A 17,221-nucleotide genomic window follows, 5' to 3' on the forward strand; every position below is an offset into this window, starting at 1 on the left:
ACTGCCTCCGGCTGAAAAACTGATTTCGGATCTGTTGCCGCTCTGAAAGAGCGACATGCTGCGCCTCTCTCATCGAAGTGCGGTAGCGGCGGCGTAGGGGGCCAGGGCCGCGTCAACGGCGGCAAGGCAAAGATCGCGGGCTTTTGCCGCGACGCGTTTCTCGACAACGTCCGGATAGAGGTGGGCGAGATACTGGCTGACCAGCGTTTCCGGAATCGTGCCGGGCAGCCGGGCAAGCAGTTGGTCGACTGCCTGTGTTGCCCGCGCATCGGGCCAGTAGTAGCGGATGCGGTCGCTATAGCTGAAATGTCGCTGCAGGCGCTGTTCCCTGCTCGTGCCGCTGTAATGACCGGCCCAGTGGTCGGGTTGAGCGAGCATGATCTCTTCCATGGTCGCCGCCAGTCTGCCGGCTCCCTTGTCTCCGGAGAGTATGTCTGCGATCGCGTCGAGGCCGTAGAGCGCTTCCCGCAACGCAAAGGTCAGGCCGGGGCCGACTTTAAGGATTGCAAACCCGCCATCGACCAGCGCCGCAAGCGAGCCTGCCGGCTGATAGTCGGTGGAATGGGCTTCGAAGAGCAGTCCCTTCATCTCGTCGAGCGCGGAGATCAGATCCCGTGTGCGCTCGGGTTGGTAGAGCGCGATATTGGCATTGCCGAATTCCACGCCCGGCTGAACGACGATGGCGATGACGCGCTCCAGCGCAGCATCGACGCCGGCCTCCGCAAAGGCTCGCCGGTGAATATCAAACGTCCGCAACGCGGCTTCCCGATGCGTGATCTCCAGCTCGTCCAGTGCATGCGTCGCGCCGCCGGGTGGGGGCACTTCCGTGCCGATGACATAGACCGGCAGACGACGACCGCTGCGGCCGGCCGCCGCCTCGGCGGCTCGCGCCAGACGTGCCGCCCTTGCGGCGGTCAGTTCGTCGGCAAGGGCAACCGGTTCGCCGGCACAGCCCATCGACGTGTCGAGATGCAGCTTTTCGAAGCCGGCCTCGACATAGGCCATCACCATGGCCTCAGCGCGCGCCATCGCGTCCTCGGCAGCAAGTTTTCGCCACGGGTTCGGGCCAAGATGATCGCCGCCGAGAATGATGCGGCCGACGGGAAAACCGATGCCTGCGGCGATACGTTCGATGAAGCTCCGGAAATCCGCCGGCGTCATGCCGGTATAGCCACCTTCCTGATTGACCTGGTTGCAGGTCGCCTCGATCAGGGCAGCCTCGTCCTGCCGGGCCGCGCGCCGCAAAGCCGCCTCGATGACCAGCGGATGGGCGGAGCATACCGATGTAATGCCGCGTGGCAGAGGCAGGCCTCTCCCGCCGAAAAGCTTTGCCAGGGCGATCCGGCGGTTCTGATCGATGGCCGCGCTCATACCAGTGTCACGACCTTGGTGAGATGACGCGGCGAGACGGTGTCGATCTGCCGCGACTGCGCGGCGCGTTCGCCGAGGATCTGCAGTGCCGGCAGGACGACGAGACCGGCGAGCGACAGATCGACATCAACAGGAAGCTCCAGATCACCGGGGCCGCCGAAGCCGATGACCACGGCGCCTTTTTCCCGCAATTCGCCGACGAGCTTGGCCTCCGCCTGTCTCTGGTCCGAGCTGTAGAGCATGATCGCGGCCGTCTTTTCGTCGACGAGGCTGATCGGGCCGTGGCGGTATTCGAGCGGATGGAAGGCCTGCGTCATGAGCTGGCTCATTTCCATCAGCTTGAGGGCACCTTCGAGCGCGACGCCGAACAGCGGGCCGCCGCCCAGAAAGACGAAGTGCGAACGATCCTTGATAATATCGGGCAGGGCATCGTCGAGCGCATTTGCGAGCTGACGTGCCGATGCGACGACCGAGGCTGGCACGATCTGGCCGATCAGTTGCAGGCTGAGCAGAACCATAAGGCTTGCCGAAACCGTCATGACGATGCCTTCCTCAGGATGGGTCGGCGAGCAGATCAGCTGGTCGCAATTCTTCGCCAGCGCGCTTTCCGGCTCGACCGTTACGGCAGTCACGAAGGCTCCCGCCGCACGGCTTGCCTTTGCGGAGGCGACCGTCTCGGTGGTTTCCCCGCTGCGGGAGAGCGCCACCACATGGGTCTTCCGCCATTCCGGCCAGAAACAGGAGGGCCGGTTCAGCCATTCCGCGCCGGGAACCGCGATCGCCTTGCGCTTCAGGCTGTTGGCGTAGGCGGCCAGAGACAAAGCGAGGTTGAAGGAGGTGCCGCAGCCGACGAAGACGAGGAGATCGTCCACCTTGCCGCTTGCCGCATTCGAGCCGATCGCTTTTTCCCAATAGGGGAACTGCTCGAAGATTACCTTTTCGGTCGTGTTCATGATGTCTCCGATTATTTGACCGAACCAGCCAGCAGGCCGCTGACGAGGTATCGGTTGAGGAAGATGACGACCAGGGCGGGGATGACGATCGCGATCGATCCGCTTGCCGTGATCAGTCCGTAGTCGATGAAATTCTTGGTGACGAATTCCGGGATGAGGACCGTCAGGGGTTTCGTCGCCTGCGGCGAGAAGATGAGGGGAACGAGGTATTGGCCCCAGGCTCCCAGGAAGGTGAGGATGGCGGCTGCCGTCAGACCCGGTCCTGCCAGCGGCAGCACGATGTTGAAGAAGATGAAGAGGCGTCCTGCGCCGTCCAGCTGCGCGGCCTCTTCAAGCGCGATCGGAAGCTGCTCGAAAACGCTGCGCAACAGCCAGAGCGAGAGCGGCAGATAGGCCGAGACATAGATCAGCGAAACGCCGGTATAGGTATCGACGAGGCGCATCTTGATCATGATCTGATAGAGCGGGATCAGCACCGCATAGGCCGGGATGGCAAGCGTTGCGACGACTGCCGCAAACAGGATGTGCCGACCGGGAAAACGCATCCGGGTGAAGGCATAGGCGCCGAGCGCCGAGATCGCCACGCAGAGCAGCGTGGCGGCCGCAGAGGTGATCACGCTGTTGAGCAGCGCAGCGCGGAACTGCTTCCAGACCTCCACCCCGCCGATCCGGTCGATGTCGATGCCGAGCAGGCGAGAATAGTGGTCGAGCGTGAAATGCTGCGGGAAGAAGTGGATCGGCCGCGTCGAAAAATCCTCCGTCGGCGTCACCGAGCTTGCGAGCGTCCAATAGATCGGTCCGAGCGACCAGACCAGCAGCACGGCAATACCGGCCCATATCATCAGGCGATAGAGAATGGTTGGTTTCATCAGTCGAACCGTGTGTTGCGATAGACGCGAAGGACGTAGACGAGCGACACCAGCAGCGACACCAGGGTGATGACCACCGAAAGGGCCATGCCGTAGGAGAAGCGGAGGTTCTGGAACGTCTCGAGATAGATCTGCACGAGGATCGGCCGCGTTTCGAGGCTCGATCCGGCAAGCACCCAGGCCTCGTCGAAGAGGTTGAAGGCATTGACCGTCGCGTTCGTCATGGCAACGGCAATGGCGCTGCGCACGAGCGGAAGCGTGACCAGACTGAACATCTGCACGCGCGTTGCGCCGTCGATGCGGGCCGCCTCATAGAGGTGGGCCGGGATGCTCTGCATGGCGGCGAGCACGATGACGATGGTCAGCGGCATCATGCGCCAGACGTGCACGACGGTTACAGCGATGATCGCGCTCGTTCGGTCGTTGAACCAGACGTGATTTTCGAAAGGCAGGCCCATGGCGACGAGGATGCCGTTCAGCAGGCCCGCGCCTGGCTGATAGATCCACAGCCAGATGACGGAATTGACGACGCCGGGAAGTGCCCAGGGCAGGATGACGGCTGCAAGCACCCATTGCCGCCCGACCTTCACCTGGTTGATGAGGGCTGCGGCAAGCACGCCGAAGACGGTTTCGGCAACGACGGCGAGGACGACATAGACGAGCGTGTTCGCCCAGGTCGATGCCAGTTGTCCGTCGGACAGCATGCGCGCGTAGTTCTCCAGTCCGACAAAGGGGGTTCCCGCCTGCATCGGATTGACCCGATGCAGCGAGTCCCAGACCGTCCGGCCCATCGGATAGAAGACCAGTGTCGCCATGGTGAGAAGGATCGGCAGCACCAGCAGCAGTCCGAGCATGGTGTCGGCGTTGAGGCCGACACTCCGCTTGGCTGCGACACCTTCGGCGGTGACTGTTGTCATTGCGCCATAGCCTGCTTGGCGGCGTCGGCGATGGCCTGCATGGCCTGGTCGACAGTCATCTGATCCTTTGCCGCGCTATTGATCGCCGTGTTCACCGCGCTCGAAAACTGCGGATACCATGGCGGCGTTCCCTGCTGGAACAGCGGCTCGACGGTCTTGGACTGCGCGACCAGCGTGTCGCCGCTTGTCAGCTTGCCTTCCTTATTGAGCTCGGAGAGGGCGGAGGTGCGCGTCGGCAGGAAGCCGTTTGCCGCATTCTTCTTCTGGAATTCGCGGCTGGTGAACCATTTGACGAAGGCGACCGCCGCTTCCTTGTTCTGCGAGACGTTCGGAATGGCGAGCGCTTCCGGAAGACCGAAGCTGCGGGTCTGGCCGCTTTCGGTCGGAACGAGGATCGCCTCCACCTGGCCGGCAACCTTGGACTGTTTCGGATCGTTCATCTGGCCCAATCGGCCGGGCTCACCGGAGATCATGATGCTGGTCAGGCCCTGGGCAAACATGCTCTCGTTGATCTGGCTGTCCTTGAGACCCGTGGAGGCCGGATCGACCAGGCCGTCTTTCAAGAGCTGCAGTTCGAAGGCGAGCGCCTTGTAGCCGGCTGAATCGGGCGTGAGGAAAAGCGGCTTGAAATCCTTGTCGAAGAGTTCGCCGCCGAAGGCCTTGGTCAGCAGATACCAGCTGGTGGAGGCGCCCTCGGTCGCCGAGAGCGGCAGGCCGATCGGATAGGTGGCAATGCCCTTGTCCTTGATCTTCTTGGCGGCAGCGACCAAAGCGTCGAGCGTCTTCGGCATTTCGGCGACACCGGCATCCGTGAAATGCTTCTTGTTGACCAGCATGACGCGGAAGTCGTTCGTATACGGTACGCCGAGCAGCTGGCCGTCCACGGTGAAGATCTTGGCGACGCCGATGTCGGCGACCGTGTCCTTGTCGATCACGTCGTTCAGCGGCATGTACCAGCCGGCTGCGCTGAACTGCCCTGTCCAGGACCAGTCGAATTCCGTCACATCGGCGGGCGCCGTGCCGGCGACCAGCGCCGTTACCAGTTTCGGGCGGATGTCGTCCCAGGAGAGGGTCTGGAGATCGACATGAATGCCGGTCTCGGCTTCAAAATCGGCCGCAACGGTGGCGCCCTGCGGCGAGGGCATCAGCACCGTGATCGACTGGCCGGCAAGCGGCTTGGCGTCGTCTGCCATGGCAGGCAGGGCAACCGTAAGGGCAGCTGAGGCAAGCAAAGGCAATATGAAATTACGCATGTTCCCATCCTTCGTTATCATTGACACTCATTGTCTTGATCGCGCGATCACGGCTTGCGCCGCGACCGCGATTTGCCCGAACCAGCGCTCGTTCAGGGGCCAGCCGAGAAGTTGGGCGGCGGCCAGAAGCGCGCCGCCAATGGGAGGAAGTACCGGCGAAACCGCCGGTCGGCCGATCCGCCTCTCGACGGCATCAAGCAGCAGGCGGCTGGAAAAAGTACCGCCCGCATAGGTCCAATCGGTGCCGGCCTCGCAATGGCCTGATATCGCCCGATGGTGCTTGGCGAGTTCGTCGGCCGCCCTTTCGATCAGACCGATCGCTGCCTCGTCACCCTGGCTCGCCACCTGGTCGACAAGAACGGAGAGCGCGGCAATACCCGCGCGTGGCCGTGCGAGCCCGCTGATCCAGCTGCCGAGTGCGTTCATCGGATCGGAGATGTCGAGTTGCAGGTGGTCGTAGGCGGCCTTCGCCAGCGCGGTCGGCCCGGCGCGTCCGTCCAGGCTCTGGCTGATGAGATGCAGCGCCTGCCGGCCGATCCAGTAGCTGCTGCCCTCGTCGCCGACCACATCGCCCCAGCCGCCCGCGCGTGCGGAGATTCCCGCGCCGTTGCGCGCCCAGGACATGGAGCCGGTTCCCGACAGGACGAGAATGCCCGGCCGACCGGCAAAGGCGCCAAGGTGGGCGGCATCGACGTCATTCAGCACGATCTTTGGGATATCCGGAAAGGCTTCGTCGATGCACTGTTTCTGCAGGGCGGAGAGATGCGCGACTTCGCCATAAGCGGGCAGGGCGGCACCGAGGGCAGCCAGTCCCGCCTCATTGCGGAAGGGGGCGATATGCCGCTCCAGCTCGCGACGCCAGTCCGGATTGTCCATTGGATTGACGCCACCGCCAAGCGCGGTCCGCAGGATCTCGCCCTCCCTGTCGGCCAGAGTGACAAGCACCTTGCTGCCGCCACCATCGATGCCGAGGATCAGCTCGCCGCTCATTCCTTTGCTCCGAGCTGGGCATAGGTCGTATCGACGCCGAAAGTGGCGAGTTCGGCGCGCCAGTGCGGCGTCAGGCCCTTGTCAGTGATCAGCTTCGCGGCGTTGAGCGGCGCGACCTTGTAAGTCGCCATCGTTCCGAATTTGGAGGAATCGGCGAGAACATAACCGTTGGCCGAGCGGGAGAGCATGCGCCGGTTCAGGCTGGCTTCAGCGCTGTCCACGCTGTAGATCGCTCCGTCCGGGCTGATGGCGCTAGCGCCGAGAAACAGCTGGTCGAACCAGATCGTCTCCAGCATCGCCTCGGCCTGCGGGCCGACGAGCGAGGCGTTTTCGCTGCGCAACTGCCCGCCGAGCAACACGACCTCGAGATGCGGAATGTTGAGAAATTCCTGTGCGACGATCAGGCCATTCGTGAAGATGCGCAGCGGCATCGGATTGATGCGGATCAGCCGCGCAAGTTGAAGGACGGTCGTGCCGGCATCGAGGAAAATCGCCGTTCGCGGCTGAAGCCTCTCGTAGGCCGCATTGGCGATTGCCCGCTTGGCCGAGAGATGACGCTTCTCCCGCTCCTGAAAGGCAAGTTCGACCGAAGAGCCCTCGGCAATGCGGGCGCCGCCGTGCACGCGGTCGATGGCGCCATCCTGTTCCAGGATCTGCAGATCGCGGCGTACTGTCGCCAGCGAAGCGCCGACGGCATCGGCCAGGTCCTGGATGGTCGAAAAGCCGTTCGCATAGAGATGGCTTCTGATGGCATCGAGCCGGTCCGTCTTTACGCCGCCACTCTGGTTCATCGGCTGTTCCCTGCTGCGGTTTTGCTTGTTGCGTCAACGTTCCCACCCAATACGATCAATGTCAATCATGATTTTGATCGTTTATGATCTTTTTGAGGCTGTCGGCCGAAGCGTGAAAGGGAACGCGAAAAACGCGCCGTAATGGAATACGGCACGCTTTCTCGTCGGTCCTATCGGAGCGGCTTGGCCGCCGGCCAGAGCTCAGTGGTACTTGGGCAGAAGGTTTCCGTGCGCTTCGATCAGGTCGTCGACCATGCTCCAGATTTCGTCTGGCGACAGTTCGGCCGACGTATGCGGATCGAGCAGGGCCGCCTGATAAATGCGGTCACGTCTTCCCGTCAGAGCCGCTTCCACTGTCAGTTCCTGGACCGAGATGCTGAGCTTCATGACAGCGGCAAGCTGTGACGGGATCCTGCCGATACGGGTCGGTTGAATACCGTTCCTGTCCACATGGCAGGGCACTTCGACGATACATTCGGCCGGCAGGTTCTCGATCAGGCCGTGATTGGGAACGTTGCCGTAGACCAGCGCCGGATTACCCGTCACTGCGGCGTTGATGATGCCGGCCGCGTATTCATTGCTGCGGCAGACCTCGATCGGCCTGTCACCTTCGAGATCGCGGCGCAGTGCATGCCATTCGGAGATCTGCCTTTCGCATCGGCTGATATATTCGTCGAGCGGGATGTTGAGCTTGTCGATGAGCTCGGGGCGGCGGTCCTTTATGTACCAGGACGTGTATTCGGAGAAATGCTCGCTGGATTCCGTTACGAAATGGCCGAGACGCTTCAGCACGTCGAAGCGTACGCGGTCGTCGGACGGTACGCGACCCTCGCCGGCCAGGGTTTTCAGGCGGGGATAAAGATCCTCTCGCCGCCCATCGGCATGCAGCTTCTCGTATTTCAGGAAGAAGGCGACATGGTTGATGCCTGCAGAGATGTAGTTGATGTCGGCAATGTCTTCGCCAAGGCAGGAAGCCAGATGGGCGGCCGTGTGCTGGACGCTGTGGCAAAGGCCGACCGTGCGAATGCTGGGCGCCAGTTCCTTGATCGCCCAGCAATTGATCGCCATTGGGTTTACATATTGCATCAGCAATGCGTCCGGGCAGACTTCCTCCATATCGCGGCAGATCGCCTGCAGCACGGGGATGGTGCGCAGCCCGCGGAAAATGCCGCCGATGCCGAGCGTGTCGGCAATCGTCTGTCGCAGCCCGTATCTTTTCGGCACGTCGAAATCCGTTACCGTGGCAGGCCTGTAGCCCCCGACCTGCATCATCAGGATAACGAAATCCGACCCGCGCAGCGCCTCGCGACGATCAAGGGTCGCTTCGATCTTCACCTTTCGCAGATTGAGCGCCTCGCAGATACGCCTCGCGACGATCTCCGACGTCTTCAGCCGTTCCGGATCGATATCGAACAGGCTGATCACATAGTCGCTGCCCGAGGGCGTTGAGAGCACATCCCCCAGAATATTCTGCGCAAAAACGGTGCTGCCCGCACCCACGAGACAAATCTTCGGCATTTTGGTCTCCGGCCAGTCGATGTTGCCATAGTGGTGCCTCTTCCAATCGAGAATTTCTTCCTGATATTGGCGCAAGTGTTCCCGGATCGAAGCGGAGCGGAAGTATGGTGGATCATTTCGACGAAAGCAGTGAGTGGAAGGGATCGCCACGCGACTTCCTGATCGAACGCCATACGGCAGATGCCATGAGTGCTGCACACTGGCACGACCATGTCGAAATCAACCTGCTTCTCGACGGCGCCATGACCTATCTCTTCAACGGCCGTCAGGAGCGGGTCGAGGCAGGACGGCTCGTCTTGTTCTGGGCCGCCATCCCGCACCAGACGATTTTGGTGACACCGGAGGCCCCGCTTATCTGCATCTATCTTCCGCTCGTCGATTTTCTCGCGCTCGCCATCGACAAGAAGGCTAGGCAGGCGATCATGCAGGGTGCCTTCTTGGCCGAACCTCACTGCCGCGAGACGACCTCGTCAATTGTTTCTGCATGGGTCGAGGAATGGGGCGGGGGCGATCCCCTGAGGCGCCAGCTGATTGCCGACGAGGCCAAGCTCATGGTGCGTCGGCTCGTCCTCGATCACGCCGATGATCAAGGCCCGTCGGTCGCGGCCGCCGCGACACCCGTAAGCCCCGCCATCCGCCATTCGGAAACACTGACCGACCTCATCAACCGACATTTTTCGGAGCCGCTCAGCCTGGCGGATCTCGGCCGGCGCGCCAATCTGCATCCGACCACCGCCAACCGGGCATTTCGCGATGTGCTCGGCATTTCCGTCATGGAATATCTGACGCGCTATCGTCTTGCGAGAGCGATGCAGCGGCTGGCTGAGACAGAGGATTCGATCCTGGAAATCGCCCTCGACTGTGGTTTCGGTTCCAGCAGCCGTTTCTACGATATCTTCAAACAGCGAACCGGCACGACACCCCGGCAGTTTCGTCTGTCGCTCGTCAGGCCGTGACGCCTGTCCGGTCCGGACGAGGAGAACGACCGATAGATTCAAGCGCAAACAGGCTATCGAATCTTTCCGCGGGCGCGTTAATGTCCGCAGACGATCCATGCGAACGGATTGAGGGCCATGACGAGCGACAGTAGAAGTTCCACCGGCGACCTGGTGCCCCTGGCGGCGATCGCGGATTTCTGCCGAAAGGCCTTCCTCGCCGCCGGCGCTGACCGGGAGACTGCGGATGCGGCGACACGAGGGATGCTGCATGGTACGCGCTACGGCATCGACAGCCACGGTGTCCGCCTCCTGCCGCATTATGTGAAGGGATTGACCGAGGGGCGTCTCAACCCGCGCCCACGTCTTGCCCTGGCAAACAGTTTCGGCGCCGTTGCTTCACTCGATGCGGACAATGGGCATGGTGCGCTTGCGACCTACACGGCGATGGACCATGCAACGCGCCTTGCCGGTGAATTCGGCATCGGTGCGGTCGCCATCCGCAATTCCTCGCATTTCGGCCCGGCGGGCGCTTATGCGATCGATGCGGCCGATCGCGGCTTCATCGGCTTTGCCTTCTGCAATTCCGACAGTTTCGTGCGCCTGCACGGTGGCGCCATGCGCTTTCATGGCACCAATCCGATTGCCTGCGCCGTGCCCGTCAGGGGCGATAACCCCTGGCTCTTCGACATGGCGACGAGTGCCGTGCCTTACAACCGCGTCCAGCTTTACCGCAGCCTCGGCCGACAACTCCCGGAAGGGGTGGCCTCCGACGAACGGGGCTACGATACGACCGATCCCGGCGTGGCCGACATGCTGGCCCCGCTCGGCGGCGAGTTCGGCTTCAAGGGTGCGGGGCTTGCCGGCATTGCGGAGATCCTCAGTGCCGTCCTCACGGGCATGAAGCTGAGTTTCGACATTGCGCCGATGCCCGGCCCGGATTTTTCGACCCCGCGTGGATTGGGCGCTTTCGTCATCGCGCTCAATCCCGCCGCCTTCCTCGACGTCGAGACCTTCGATGCCGCCATGAAGCGCTATGTCGAAACTTTGAGGACATCGCCGGCGCGCGAGGGTTTCAAGGTGATGGCGCCCGGCGATCGGGAATGGGCCGTGGCCGCGGAGCGGGAAAAACATGGCGTCACCCTGGACCCGGCAACAGTCGACGCGTTCAGAACGCTTTCCACCACTTATCGGCTGGTGAGCCCGGCCTGACCGTTTGCGGCGGATTGACGCATACCTTTCCCGATGATAGCTTCGGATCAATTGGTCAGGCCAGTTGACCAGTTGTGCGCGTGAGGAGAAGCGCGCCGGGGAGGCCACAATGTTTTCGGCAGTGGAATCACGCCGCCTCTACAGGCAGGTGGCGGACCAGATTCGTCTGATGATCATCCGGGGCGAACTCGCCGTCGGCCAGAGGCTGCCGGCCGAGCGCGAGCTTGCGGAGCAGCTCTCGGTTTCGCGCCCCACGCTGCGCGAGGCGTTGATCGTGCTGGAAGTCGAGGGCTACATCAATATCCGTATGGGCTCCGGCATCTATGTCACGCGCAAGCAGCCGGCCGAAGCGACCGGCAGCGAGCGTGAACCGGCGGAAGGCCCTTTCGAACTGCTGCAGGCGCGCGCCATCATCGAATGCGCGATATCGGAGGAAGCCGCAAAAAACGCCCGCCCGGAAGACATCGCCATTCTCGACGAGGCGTTGAGTGCGATGAGCGGCGTGGTGGAGGATGCGCGCGCCGTGCTTGTCGCCGACCGGGCCTTTCATACCGGCATCGCCGCGATCGTCGGCAACGCGACCCTGATCCGCGTCACCGGCGAAATGTTCGACATGCGCATGACGCCTTATTTCGAGAAGCTTGCCAGCCATTTCGAAGGGCCGGTGTCGTGGCGCAGCGCGCTGGAAGAGCACCGTGCCATCCGCGACGCGATCGCCGCCGGCGATGCGGCAGGGGCGAAGGCGGCCATGCGCACGCATCTTGCGAATTCTCAGAAGAGGTTTTCCGAAAGCTTCGGGGAGGAGTTTTCGGGCGAGGAGGGGCGTGGCCATACGGCCGGGCCCAAGAAGGGAAAAGCAGCCATTTAACCGGAGCTCAGGAGGAGAGAGCGATGAAGCTGAAACTGACGACGATACTGTGCACAGCCGCCGCAATCATGGCGACGACGGCGGTCGCACATGCGCAGACCGTGCTGAAATGGGCGCATGTCTACGAGACCTCGGAACCCTTCCACACGGATTCCGTCTGGGCCGCGGAAGAGATCAACAAGCGCACCAACGGCCGCTACAAGATCGAGGTTTATCCGGCCTCGCAGCTCGGCAAGGAAGCCGATATCAATCAGGGTCTCAAGCTCGGGACGGTCGATATCATCATTTCCGGATCGAGCTTTGCCGCCCGCGACTACAAGCCGATCGGCGTGACCTATTTCCCCTATATCTTCCGCAACCCGGAACATCTGATCGCCTATACCAAGAGTGACGTCTTCAAGCGCCTCGCCAAGGGTTACGAGGACAAGACCGGCAACCATATCGCCGCCGTCAGCTACTATGGCACGCGCCATACGACGGCCAACAAGCCGATCGCCAAATGCGCCGACATGCAGGGGCTGAAGATCCGCGTGCCCGACGTTCCGGCCTATCTCGCCATGCCGCGGGCCTGCGGCGCCAACACCACGCCGATCGCCTTTGCCGAGGTCTATCTCGCGCTTCAGAACGGCACGGTCGAGGCCCAGGAGAACCCGCTGACGACGATCGAGGCGAAGAAGTTCTACGAAGTTCAGAAGAACATCATCCTCACGGGCCATATCGTCGATCATCTGAATACGGTCATCTCGAAGACGCTCTGGTCGAGCCTTTCGGACGAGGACAAGAAGATCTTCGGCGAAGTCATGCAGGAGGCCGCCGAGCGCACGACCAAGACCATCGAAGGCAAGGAAAACAGCCTGATCACGACCTTCAAGGAGAAGGGCCTCAGCGTCACCGAGGTGGACAAGGCCGATTTCGAAAAGACCGTCGCGGAAAAGGTCAAGTTCGAAGACTTCGGCTACGAAAAGGCCGATTGGGAAGCGATCCGCGCGATCCAGTAAGAGCCCGAGGGCGTGCCGGCGCGCGGCGCGCCCTCATTTCCCAACCGGAACAAGGCCGATCATGTCGCAAGAAATTCACACGCCAATCACTGCCGAGGAGATCGGCCACGAGTTCGAGGGACATGCGCCCACCGCCAATGTCTCCGATTACGCCATCGAGGACTGGATCACGCTGATCGTCTTCTGGCTGATGGCAGGCTGCGTCTTCCTGCAGTTCTTCACCCGTTATGTTCTGAACAACAGCTATGCCTGGACCGAAGAGATCGCCGTCAACTGCCTGATCGGCGTCGTCTTCCTGGGCGCCGTCATGTGCGTGCGCACGTCGCGCCATATCCAGGTGGATGTCTTCTATCACTACATGCCGGCAGGTCTTGCGCGTATTCTCGCGACCTTCGTGGATATTGTCCGCATCGGCTTCTTCGCCTACGGCTGCTATCTGATGTGGCGTTACGTGCAAATCGTCGCCGACGAACAGATGGTCACCGTCGACCTGCCGCGCAACATCGTCTTCTATAGCGTGCTTGCTGCCTTCGTTCTGATGCTGATCCGCGCGGTGATCGTCTTCATCGCCAATGTTCGCCGCGGCTATTCCGTCCTGGAACGCCCCGAAGAATTCCACGCTGTCGAAGGATGATCTGATGCTGCTCCTGCTTGGCTCGTTTCTGCTGCTGATGCTGATCGGCGTGCCCGTCGCAATCTCGATGGCCGTCGCATCGGTTCTCTATATCGTCCTCTACGGCGTTGCGCCTGACATCATCGTCGCCCAGCGCATGATCGCGGGTGTCGAGAGCTTCCCGCTGCTCGCCGTTCCCTTCTTCATCCTCGCCGGCAACCTCATGAATTCGGCGGGTGTCACCGGCCGTATCTATTCCTTCGCCGTCGCGCTCGTCGGCTGGATGAAGGGCGGCCTCGCGCAGGTCAACATTATCGGCTCGGTCATCTTCTCCGGCATGTCCGGTACGGCACTTGCCGATGCGGCCGGTATCGGCACGATCGAAATCAAGGCGATGAAGGATCACGGTTATCCGGTCGAGGCTGCCGTCGGGGTGACGGCGGCGTCCGCCACGCTCGGCCCGATCTTCCCGCCATCCTTGCCCTTCGTGATCTACGGCATGATGGCGAATGTCTCGATCGGCGCCCTCTTCATGGCCGGCATCCTGCCGGGCGTCGTCATGACGCTGCTGATGATGATCACCGTCGCGGCCTTCGCCTATGCGAAACGGTGGGGCTCCGATGCGCCGTTCGATATCAGACAACTCCTTTCGGCGGGACTGGAGATCGTCGTTGTACTGCTGGTGCCGCTCGCGATCTACCTGATGATGCGATCGGGATTGTCGATGAACGCGGCGGCGGGCATTGCTCTTGTCGTGCTTCTGGCACTCGACTGGTATTTCCGCTTTTCTGCCGTCATGGCGCTGATGACGCCGGTCATCCTGATCGGCGGCATGACGATGGGCTGGTTCACGCCGACGGAAGCGGCCGTCGCCGCCGTTCTCTGGTCGCTGTTCCTCGGCTTGGTGCGCTATCGCACGATGACGCTTTCGACGCTTGCCAAGGCGAGCTTCGACACGATCGAGACGACGGCTTCCGTTCTCTTCATCGTCACGGCGGCTTCGGTCTTCGCGTGGCTGCTGACGGTGAGCCAGGCGGCACAGCTTCTGTCCGACGCGATCCTGTCGATCACCGACAACAAGTGGGTGTTCCTGATCCTCGTGAACCTGCTGATGCTCTTCGTCGGCTGCTTCCTCGATACGATCGCGGCCATCACGATCCTCGTGCCGATCCTTCTGCCGATCGTTGCGAAATTCGGCATCGATCCGGTGCAGTTCGGCCTGATCATGACGCTGAACCTGATGATCGGCCTGCTTCATCCGCCGCTCGGCATGGTGCTTTTCGTGCTGTCGCGGGTGGCGAAACTATCGGTGGAGCGCACGACGATGGCGATCCTGCCCTGGCTTGCGCCGCTGTTCATCGCCTTGATCCTGATCACCTTCGTCCCCTCGGTATCGCTGTGGCTGCCGCAGCAGCTTGGGCTTCTGAAATAGGAGGATGCAATGCAGACGCGTCTGGCACGGCTTTATGCAAAGGGCGATCTGAGGATCGAGACCGCTCCGGTTGCCGCACCCGGTCCAGGCGAGGTGCTGCTGAAGATGGCGGCCGCAGGTATCTGCGGCTCCGACCTGCATTATTACCAGGATGGCGGTTTCGGACCGGTCCGGGTTCGCGAACCGATGATACCCGGCCACGAAGCGTCGGGAACGGTGGAATTGGCCGGCGAGGGGGTGGACCTGAAGGTCGGCACCCTCGTTGCGGTCAATCCGAGCCAGCCCTGCGGAACCTGCGAATATTGCAGCAGCGGGCTGCCGATCCATTGCCTGGAAATGCGCTTCATGGGAAGCGCGATGCGCCTGCCGCACGAGCAGGGGATGTTCCGTGAATGGCTGGTCGTGCCGGCCGGACAATGTTTTGAAGTCGCTGCCTCGACCACGCCGGCGGAAGCGGCCTGCAGCGAACCTCTGTCCGTCTGCCTGCATGCCGCATCGCGCGCGCCCGGCATTGCCGGCAAGAAAGTCCTGGTGACGGGGGCCGGACCGATCGGCTCGCTGATGGTTGCGGTCGCCAGCTATTATCAGGCAAGCGAAATCGTCGTCACCGACCTTGCCGATGCGGCGCTCGCGCGGGCCAATGCCATGGGCGCCAGCCGCACGATCAATGTGACGCGGGATGCGGCCGCTCTTGCCGAGTTCCAGACGGGAAAGGGCCATTTCGATCTCGTCTTCGAATGTTCTGCTGCCGCTCCGGCCATTCACAGCGCGATTGCGGCGGTCCGGCCGCGCGGCACCATTGTCCAGGTCGGCGTCTCAGGCGATGTGCCGGTGCCTCTCAATGCCATCGTCGGCAAGGAGCTTCACATCCACGGCACTCAGCGCTTTCACGAGGAATTCGGTGTCGCCGTCGATCTCATTTCGCGCGGGAGCATCGATGTGCGGCCGATCATCAGCCACAGCCTGCCGCTCGAAGAGGCCTCTTCGGCCTTCGACATCGCCGGCGACCGTTCGCTGGCATGCAAGGTCCAGCTGACCTTCCCGTGAGGCTGAACGGCGGTCCTGAGCGCGCCGGCCGGCAAGGCGCTGTTGGTGTTGAGTTGATGGTCGCCACGGGCTATCACCACGGACAACACATTTCCGGTTCAGAGAGACGCATCTGACAATGACCCCTTCATACCTGGTTACGCATTCCGGCGGCTTCCACGCGGATGAGCTGCTTTCGAGCGTCGTCCTGACCCGCCTGTTCCCCGAGGCAAGGATCGTTCGCAGCCGGAACGCCGAATGGACCACCCCCGGTGCCGACCGCATCATCTATGATGTCGGCGGGCTTTATGATCCCGCCGCCGGTATTTTCGATCACCATCAGCGCGGTGCGCCCGTGCGCGAGGATGGAAGGCCCTACAGTTCCTTCGGCCTGATCTGGAAACATTACGGGGCCGGTTATCTCGCAGAACTGGGCGTGCCGGAGAGGCATATTTCCGCGGTACACGCCGCGTTCGATGCCAAGTTCGTCCTGCCGGTCGATCTGACCGACAATGGAGCGCTTGATCCCTCCATCGTGGGCGAACTGGGCGGCCTGACGCTGCCCGCTCTCCTGGAAACCCTGAAGCCGGTTTTCGACGCCAAGGATCCCGATGCCGACGACCGGGCGTTCCATGCCGCCCTTTCGATCGCACGAAGCTTCGTGGAGGCCGGCATCGCAACGCAGGATGCCAAGCTGCGCGCCGAAGCCCTTGTTCTCAAAGCGATCGGCGAGGCGGGTCAGCAGCGCGTCCTCGAGCTGCCGATGGGCATGCCCTTCCGGGCGGCGATCGTCAGGGCGAAGGCCGATCATCTGCTCTTCGTCGTTCACCCCCGGGAAAACGACTGGTGCCTGACGGGCATTCGCCGTGCTGACGAGGGTTTCGAGCTACGCGCCGATCTGCCGGAGGCCTGGGCAGGACTGACCGGCCGGGAACTCGAGCGCGCCTGCGGCGTAGAGGGAGCCACTTTCTGCCACAAGGGGCGCTTCGTCGCGGCCGCAAAGACCCGAGAGGCAGCCCTTGCGATGGCGCAAATTGCCGTAGAGCAGGCGCATCCGCTTGCCGGCTAACGCTCTCCTCAAACTTCCATGACGTCTTCGAACGCTTCCGGGAAATTCTGGCGCGCCAGCTTTTCGTTGATGACAAGCATCGCCTCATAAGACATCGGATCGAAATCCTTGTCGGCAGCCACGACTTCGCGTCCGAAGAGCAGGTTGAGCCGAGCCGCGTCCAGATTGCCGCGCTCGAAGGGCTCCGCGCCGAAATGATGCCAGAGCGCATGCAGGAAGGCTGCGTCGACCCTGTGTTCTGCCGTACCGGGCCGGGCGCGGCGGGGCAGAGCCTTGATCGGTGTCACCCCCCTCGGATTGGCGCGGCGGATGGTGAACTGGATGCCGCTTCCCGGCATTCCCGACGGAAAGCCGCGATGTTTCGTCATATCGGGAAGATTGGCCATGGCCGGCTCTCCTTCGTAGT

At 62.3% G+C, this 17,221-nt stretch carries 17 protein-coding genes; 8 read left to right on the plus strand and 9 right to left on the minus strand.

Annotated features, from left to right (window positions below):
* Positions 1 to 69 precede the first annotated feature (69 nt).
* The 8 genes from ACU8HS_RS27310 to melA all read right to left on the minus strand — a co-directional run bounded on the left by ACU8HS_RS27310 (position 70) and on the right by melA (position 8,662).
* Positions 70 to 1,371: a D-tagatose-bisphosphate aldolase, class II, non-catalytic subunit gene (locus ACU8HS_RS27310; protein ID WP_447016122.1), complete on the minus strand. Its 1,302-nt coding sequence runs from the start codon at positions 1,369 to 1,371 to the stop codon at positions 70 to 72.
* On the minus strand, positions 1,368 to 2,324 hold the full coding sequence (locus ACU8HS_RS27315) for an SIS domain-containing protein (RefSeq protein ID WP_447016123.1): 957 nt from the start codon (positions 2,322 to 2,324) through the stop codon (positions 1,368 to 1,370). The genes ACU8HS_RS27310 and ACU8HS_RS27315 overlap by 4 nt, the downstream gene beginning before the upstream one ends.
* Positions 2,325 to 2,335: 11 nt before the next feature.
* Positions 2,336 to 3,193 (minus strand): carbohydrate ABC transporter permease, encoded by an 858-nt coding sequence (locus ACU8HS_RS27320; protein ID WP_112571642.1) that lies wholly within the window; start codon positions 3,191 to 3,193, stop codon positions 2,336 to 2,338.
* Complete coding sequence (locus ACU8HS_RS27325) at positions 3,193 to 4,110, minus strand: carbohydrate ABC transporter permease (protein ID WP_377312780.1); 918 nt, start codon at positions 4,108 to 4,110, stop codon at positions 3,193 to 3,195. The genes ACU8HS_RS27320 and ACU8HS_RS27325 overlap by 1 nt, the downstream gene beginning before the upstream one ends.
* Positions 4,107 to 5,363: an ABC transporter substrate-binding protein gene (locus ACU8HS_RS27330; RefSeq protein WP_447016124.1), complete on the minus strand. Its 1,257-nt coding sequence runs from the start codon at positions 5,361 to 5,363 to the stop codon at positions 4,107 to 4,109. The genes ACU8HS_RS27325 and ACU8HS_RS27330 overlap by 4 nt, the downstream gene beginning before the upstream one ends.
* A gap of 27 nt (positions 5,364 to 5,390) precedes the next feature.
* Positions 5,391 to 6,353, minus strand: coding sequence for an N-acetylglucosamine kinase (locus tag ACU8HS_RS27335; RefSeq protein ID WP_447016125.1), 963 nt, complete (start codon positions 6,351 to 6,353; stop codon positions 5,391 to 5,393).
* Positions 6,350 to 7,144, minus strand: a complete 795-nt coding sequence (locus ACU8HS_RS27340) for a DeoR/GlpR family DNA-binding transcription regulator (RefSeq protein WP_112571650.1) — start codon at positions 7,142 to 7,144, stop codon at positions 6,350 to 6,352. The genes ACU8HS_RS27335 and ACU8HS_RS27340 overlap by 4 nt, the downstream gene beginning before the upstream one ends.
* Positions 7,145 to 7,345: 201 nt before the next feature.
* Complete coding sequence (gene melA, locus ACU8HS_RS27345) at positions 7,346 to 8,662, minus strand: alpha-galactosidase (protein WP_447016126.1); 1,317 nt, start codon at positions 8,660 to 8,662, stop codon at positions 7,346 to 7,348.
* A 107-nt stretch (positions 8,663 to 8,769) separates the two neighbouring features.
* Here melA and ACU8HS_RS27350 point away from each other — a divergent pair, with 107 nt between their 5' ends.
* From ACU8HS_RS27350 to ACU8HS_RS27385, 8 genes are all read left to right on the plus strand, one after another.
* Complete coding sequence (locus ACU8HS_RS27350; protein WP_447016475.1) at positions 8,770 to 9,618, plus strand: helix-turn-helix domain-containing protein; 849 nt, start codon at positions 8,770 to 8,772, stop codon at positions 9,616 to 9,618.
* A 117-nt stretch (positions 9,619 to 9,735) separates the two neighbouring features.
* Positions 9,736 to 10,809 (plus strand): Ldh family oxidoreductase, encoded by a 1,074-nt coding sequence (locus ACU8HS_RS27355; protein ID WP_447016127.1) that lies wholly within the window; start codon positions 9,736 to 9,738, stop codon positions 10,807 to 10,809.
* Positions 10,810 to 10,918: 109 nt separating this feature from the next.
* A complete protein-coding gene (locus ACU8HS_RS27360; RefSeq protein ID WP_112571656.1) occupies positions 10,919 to 11,677 on the plus strand; it encodes a FadR/GntR family transcriptional regulator in 759 nt (252 codons plus the stop codon).
* Between the two features lie 23 nt (positions 11,678 to 11,700).
* Entirely contained in the window at positions 11,701 to 12,675 is a 975-nt protein-coding gene (locus ACU8HS_RS27365) for a sialic acid TRAP transporter substrate-binding protein SiaP (RefSeq protein ID WP_112571658.1), read from the plus strand.
* 61 nt (positions 12,676 to 12,736) lie between these two features.
* The gene (locus ACU8HS_RS27370; RefSeq protein ID WP_112571660.1) at positions 12,737 to 13,309 is read left to right on the plus strand and encodes a TRAP transporter small permease; all 573 of its coding nucleotides are present in this window, start codon (positions 12,737 to 12,739) and stop codon (positions 13,307 to 13,309) included.
* Positions 13,310 to 13,313: 4 nt separating this feature from the next.
* Positions 13,314 to 14,720 (plus strand): TRAP transporter large permease, encoded by a 1,407-nt coding sequence (locus ACU8HS_RS27375; protein WP_112753476.1) that lies wholly within the window; start codon positions 13,314 to 13,316, stop codon positions 14,718 to 14,720.
* Positions 14,721 to 14,729: 9 nt separating this feature from the next.
* Entirely contained in the window at positions 14,730 to 15,767 is a 1,038-nt protein-coding gene (locus ACU8HS_RS27380) for an L-idonate 5-dehydrogenase (RefSeq protein ID WP_447016128.1), read from the plus strand.
* 118 nt (positions 15,768 to 15,885) lie between these two features.
* Positions 15,886 to 16,815, plus strand: coding sequence for an MYG1 family protein (locus tag ACU8HS_RS27385; RefSeq protein WP_447016129.1), 930 nt, complete (start codon positions 15,886 to 15,888; stop codon positions 16,813 to 16,815).
* 8 nt (positions 16,816 to 16,823) lie between these two features.
* Here the strand turns inward: ACU8HS_RS27385 and ACU8HS_RS27390 are convergent, their stop codons facing one another.
* The gene (locus ACU8HS_RS27390; protein WP_112571669.1) at positions 16,824 to 17,201 is read right to left on the minus strand and encodes a hypothetical protein; all 378 of its coding nucleotides are present in this window, start codon (positions 17,199 to 17,201) and stop codon (positions 16,824 to 16,826) included.
* Between the last annotated feature and the right edge of the window lie 20 nt (positions 17,202 to 17,221).

Source organism: Rhizobium sp. KDH_Rht_773_N (assembly GCF_052946295.1).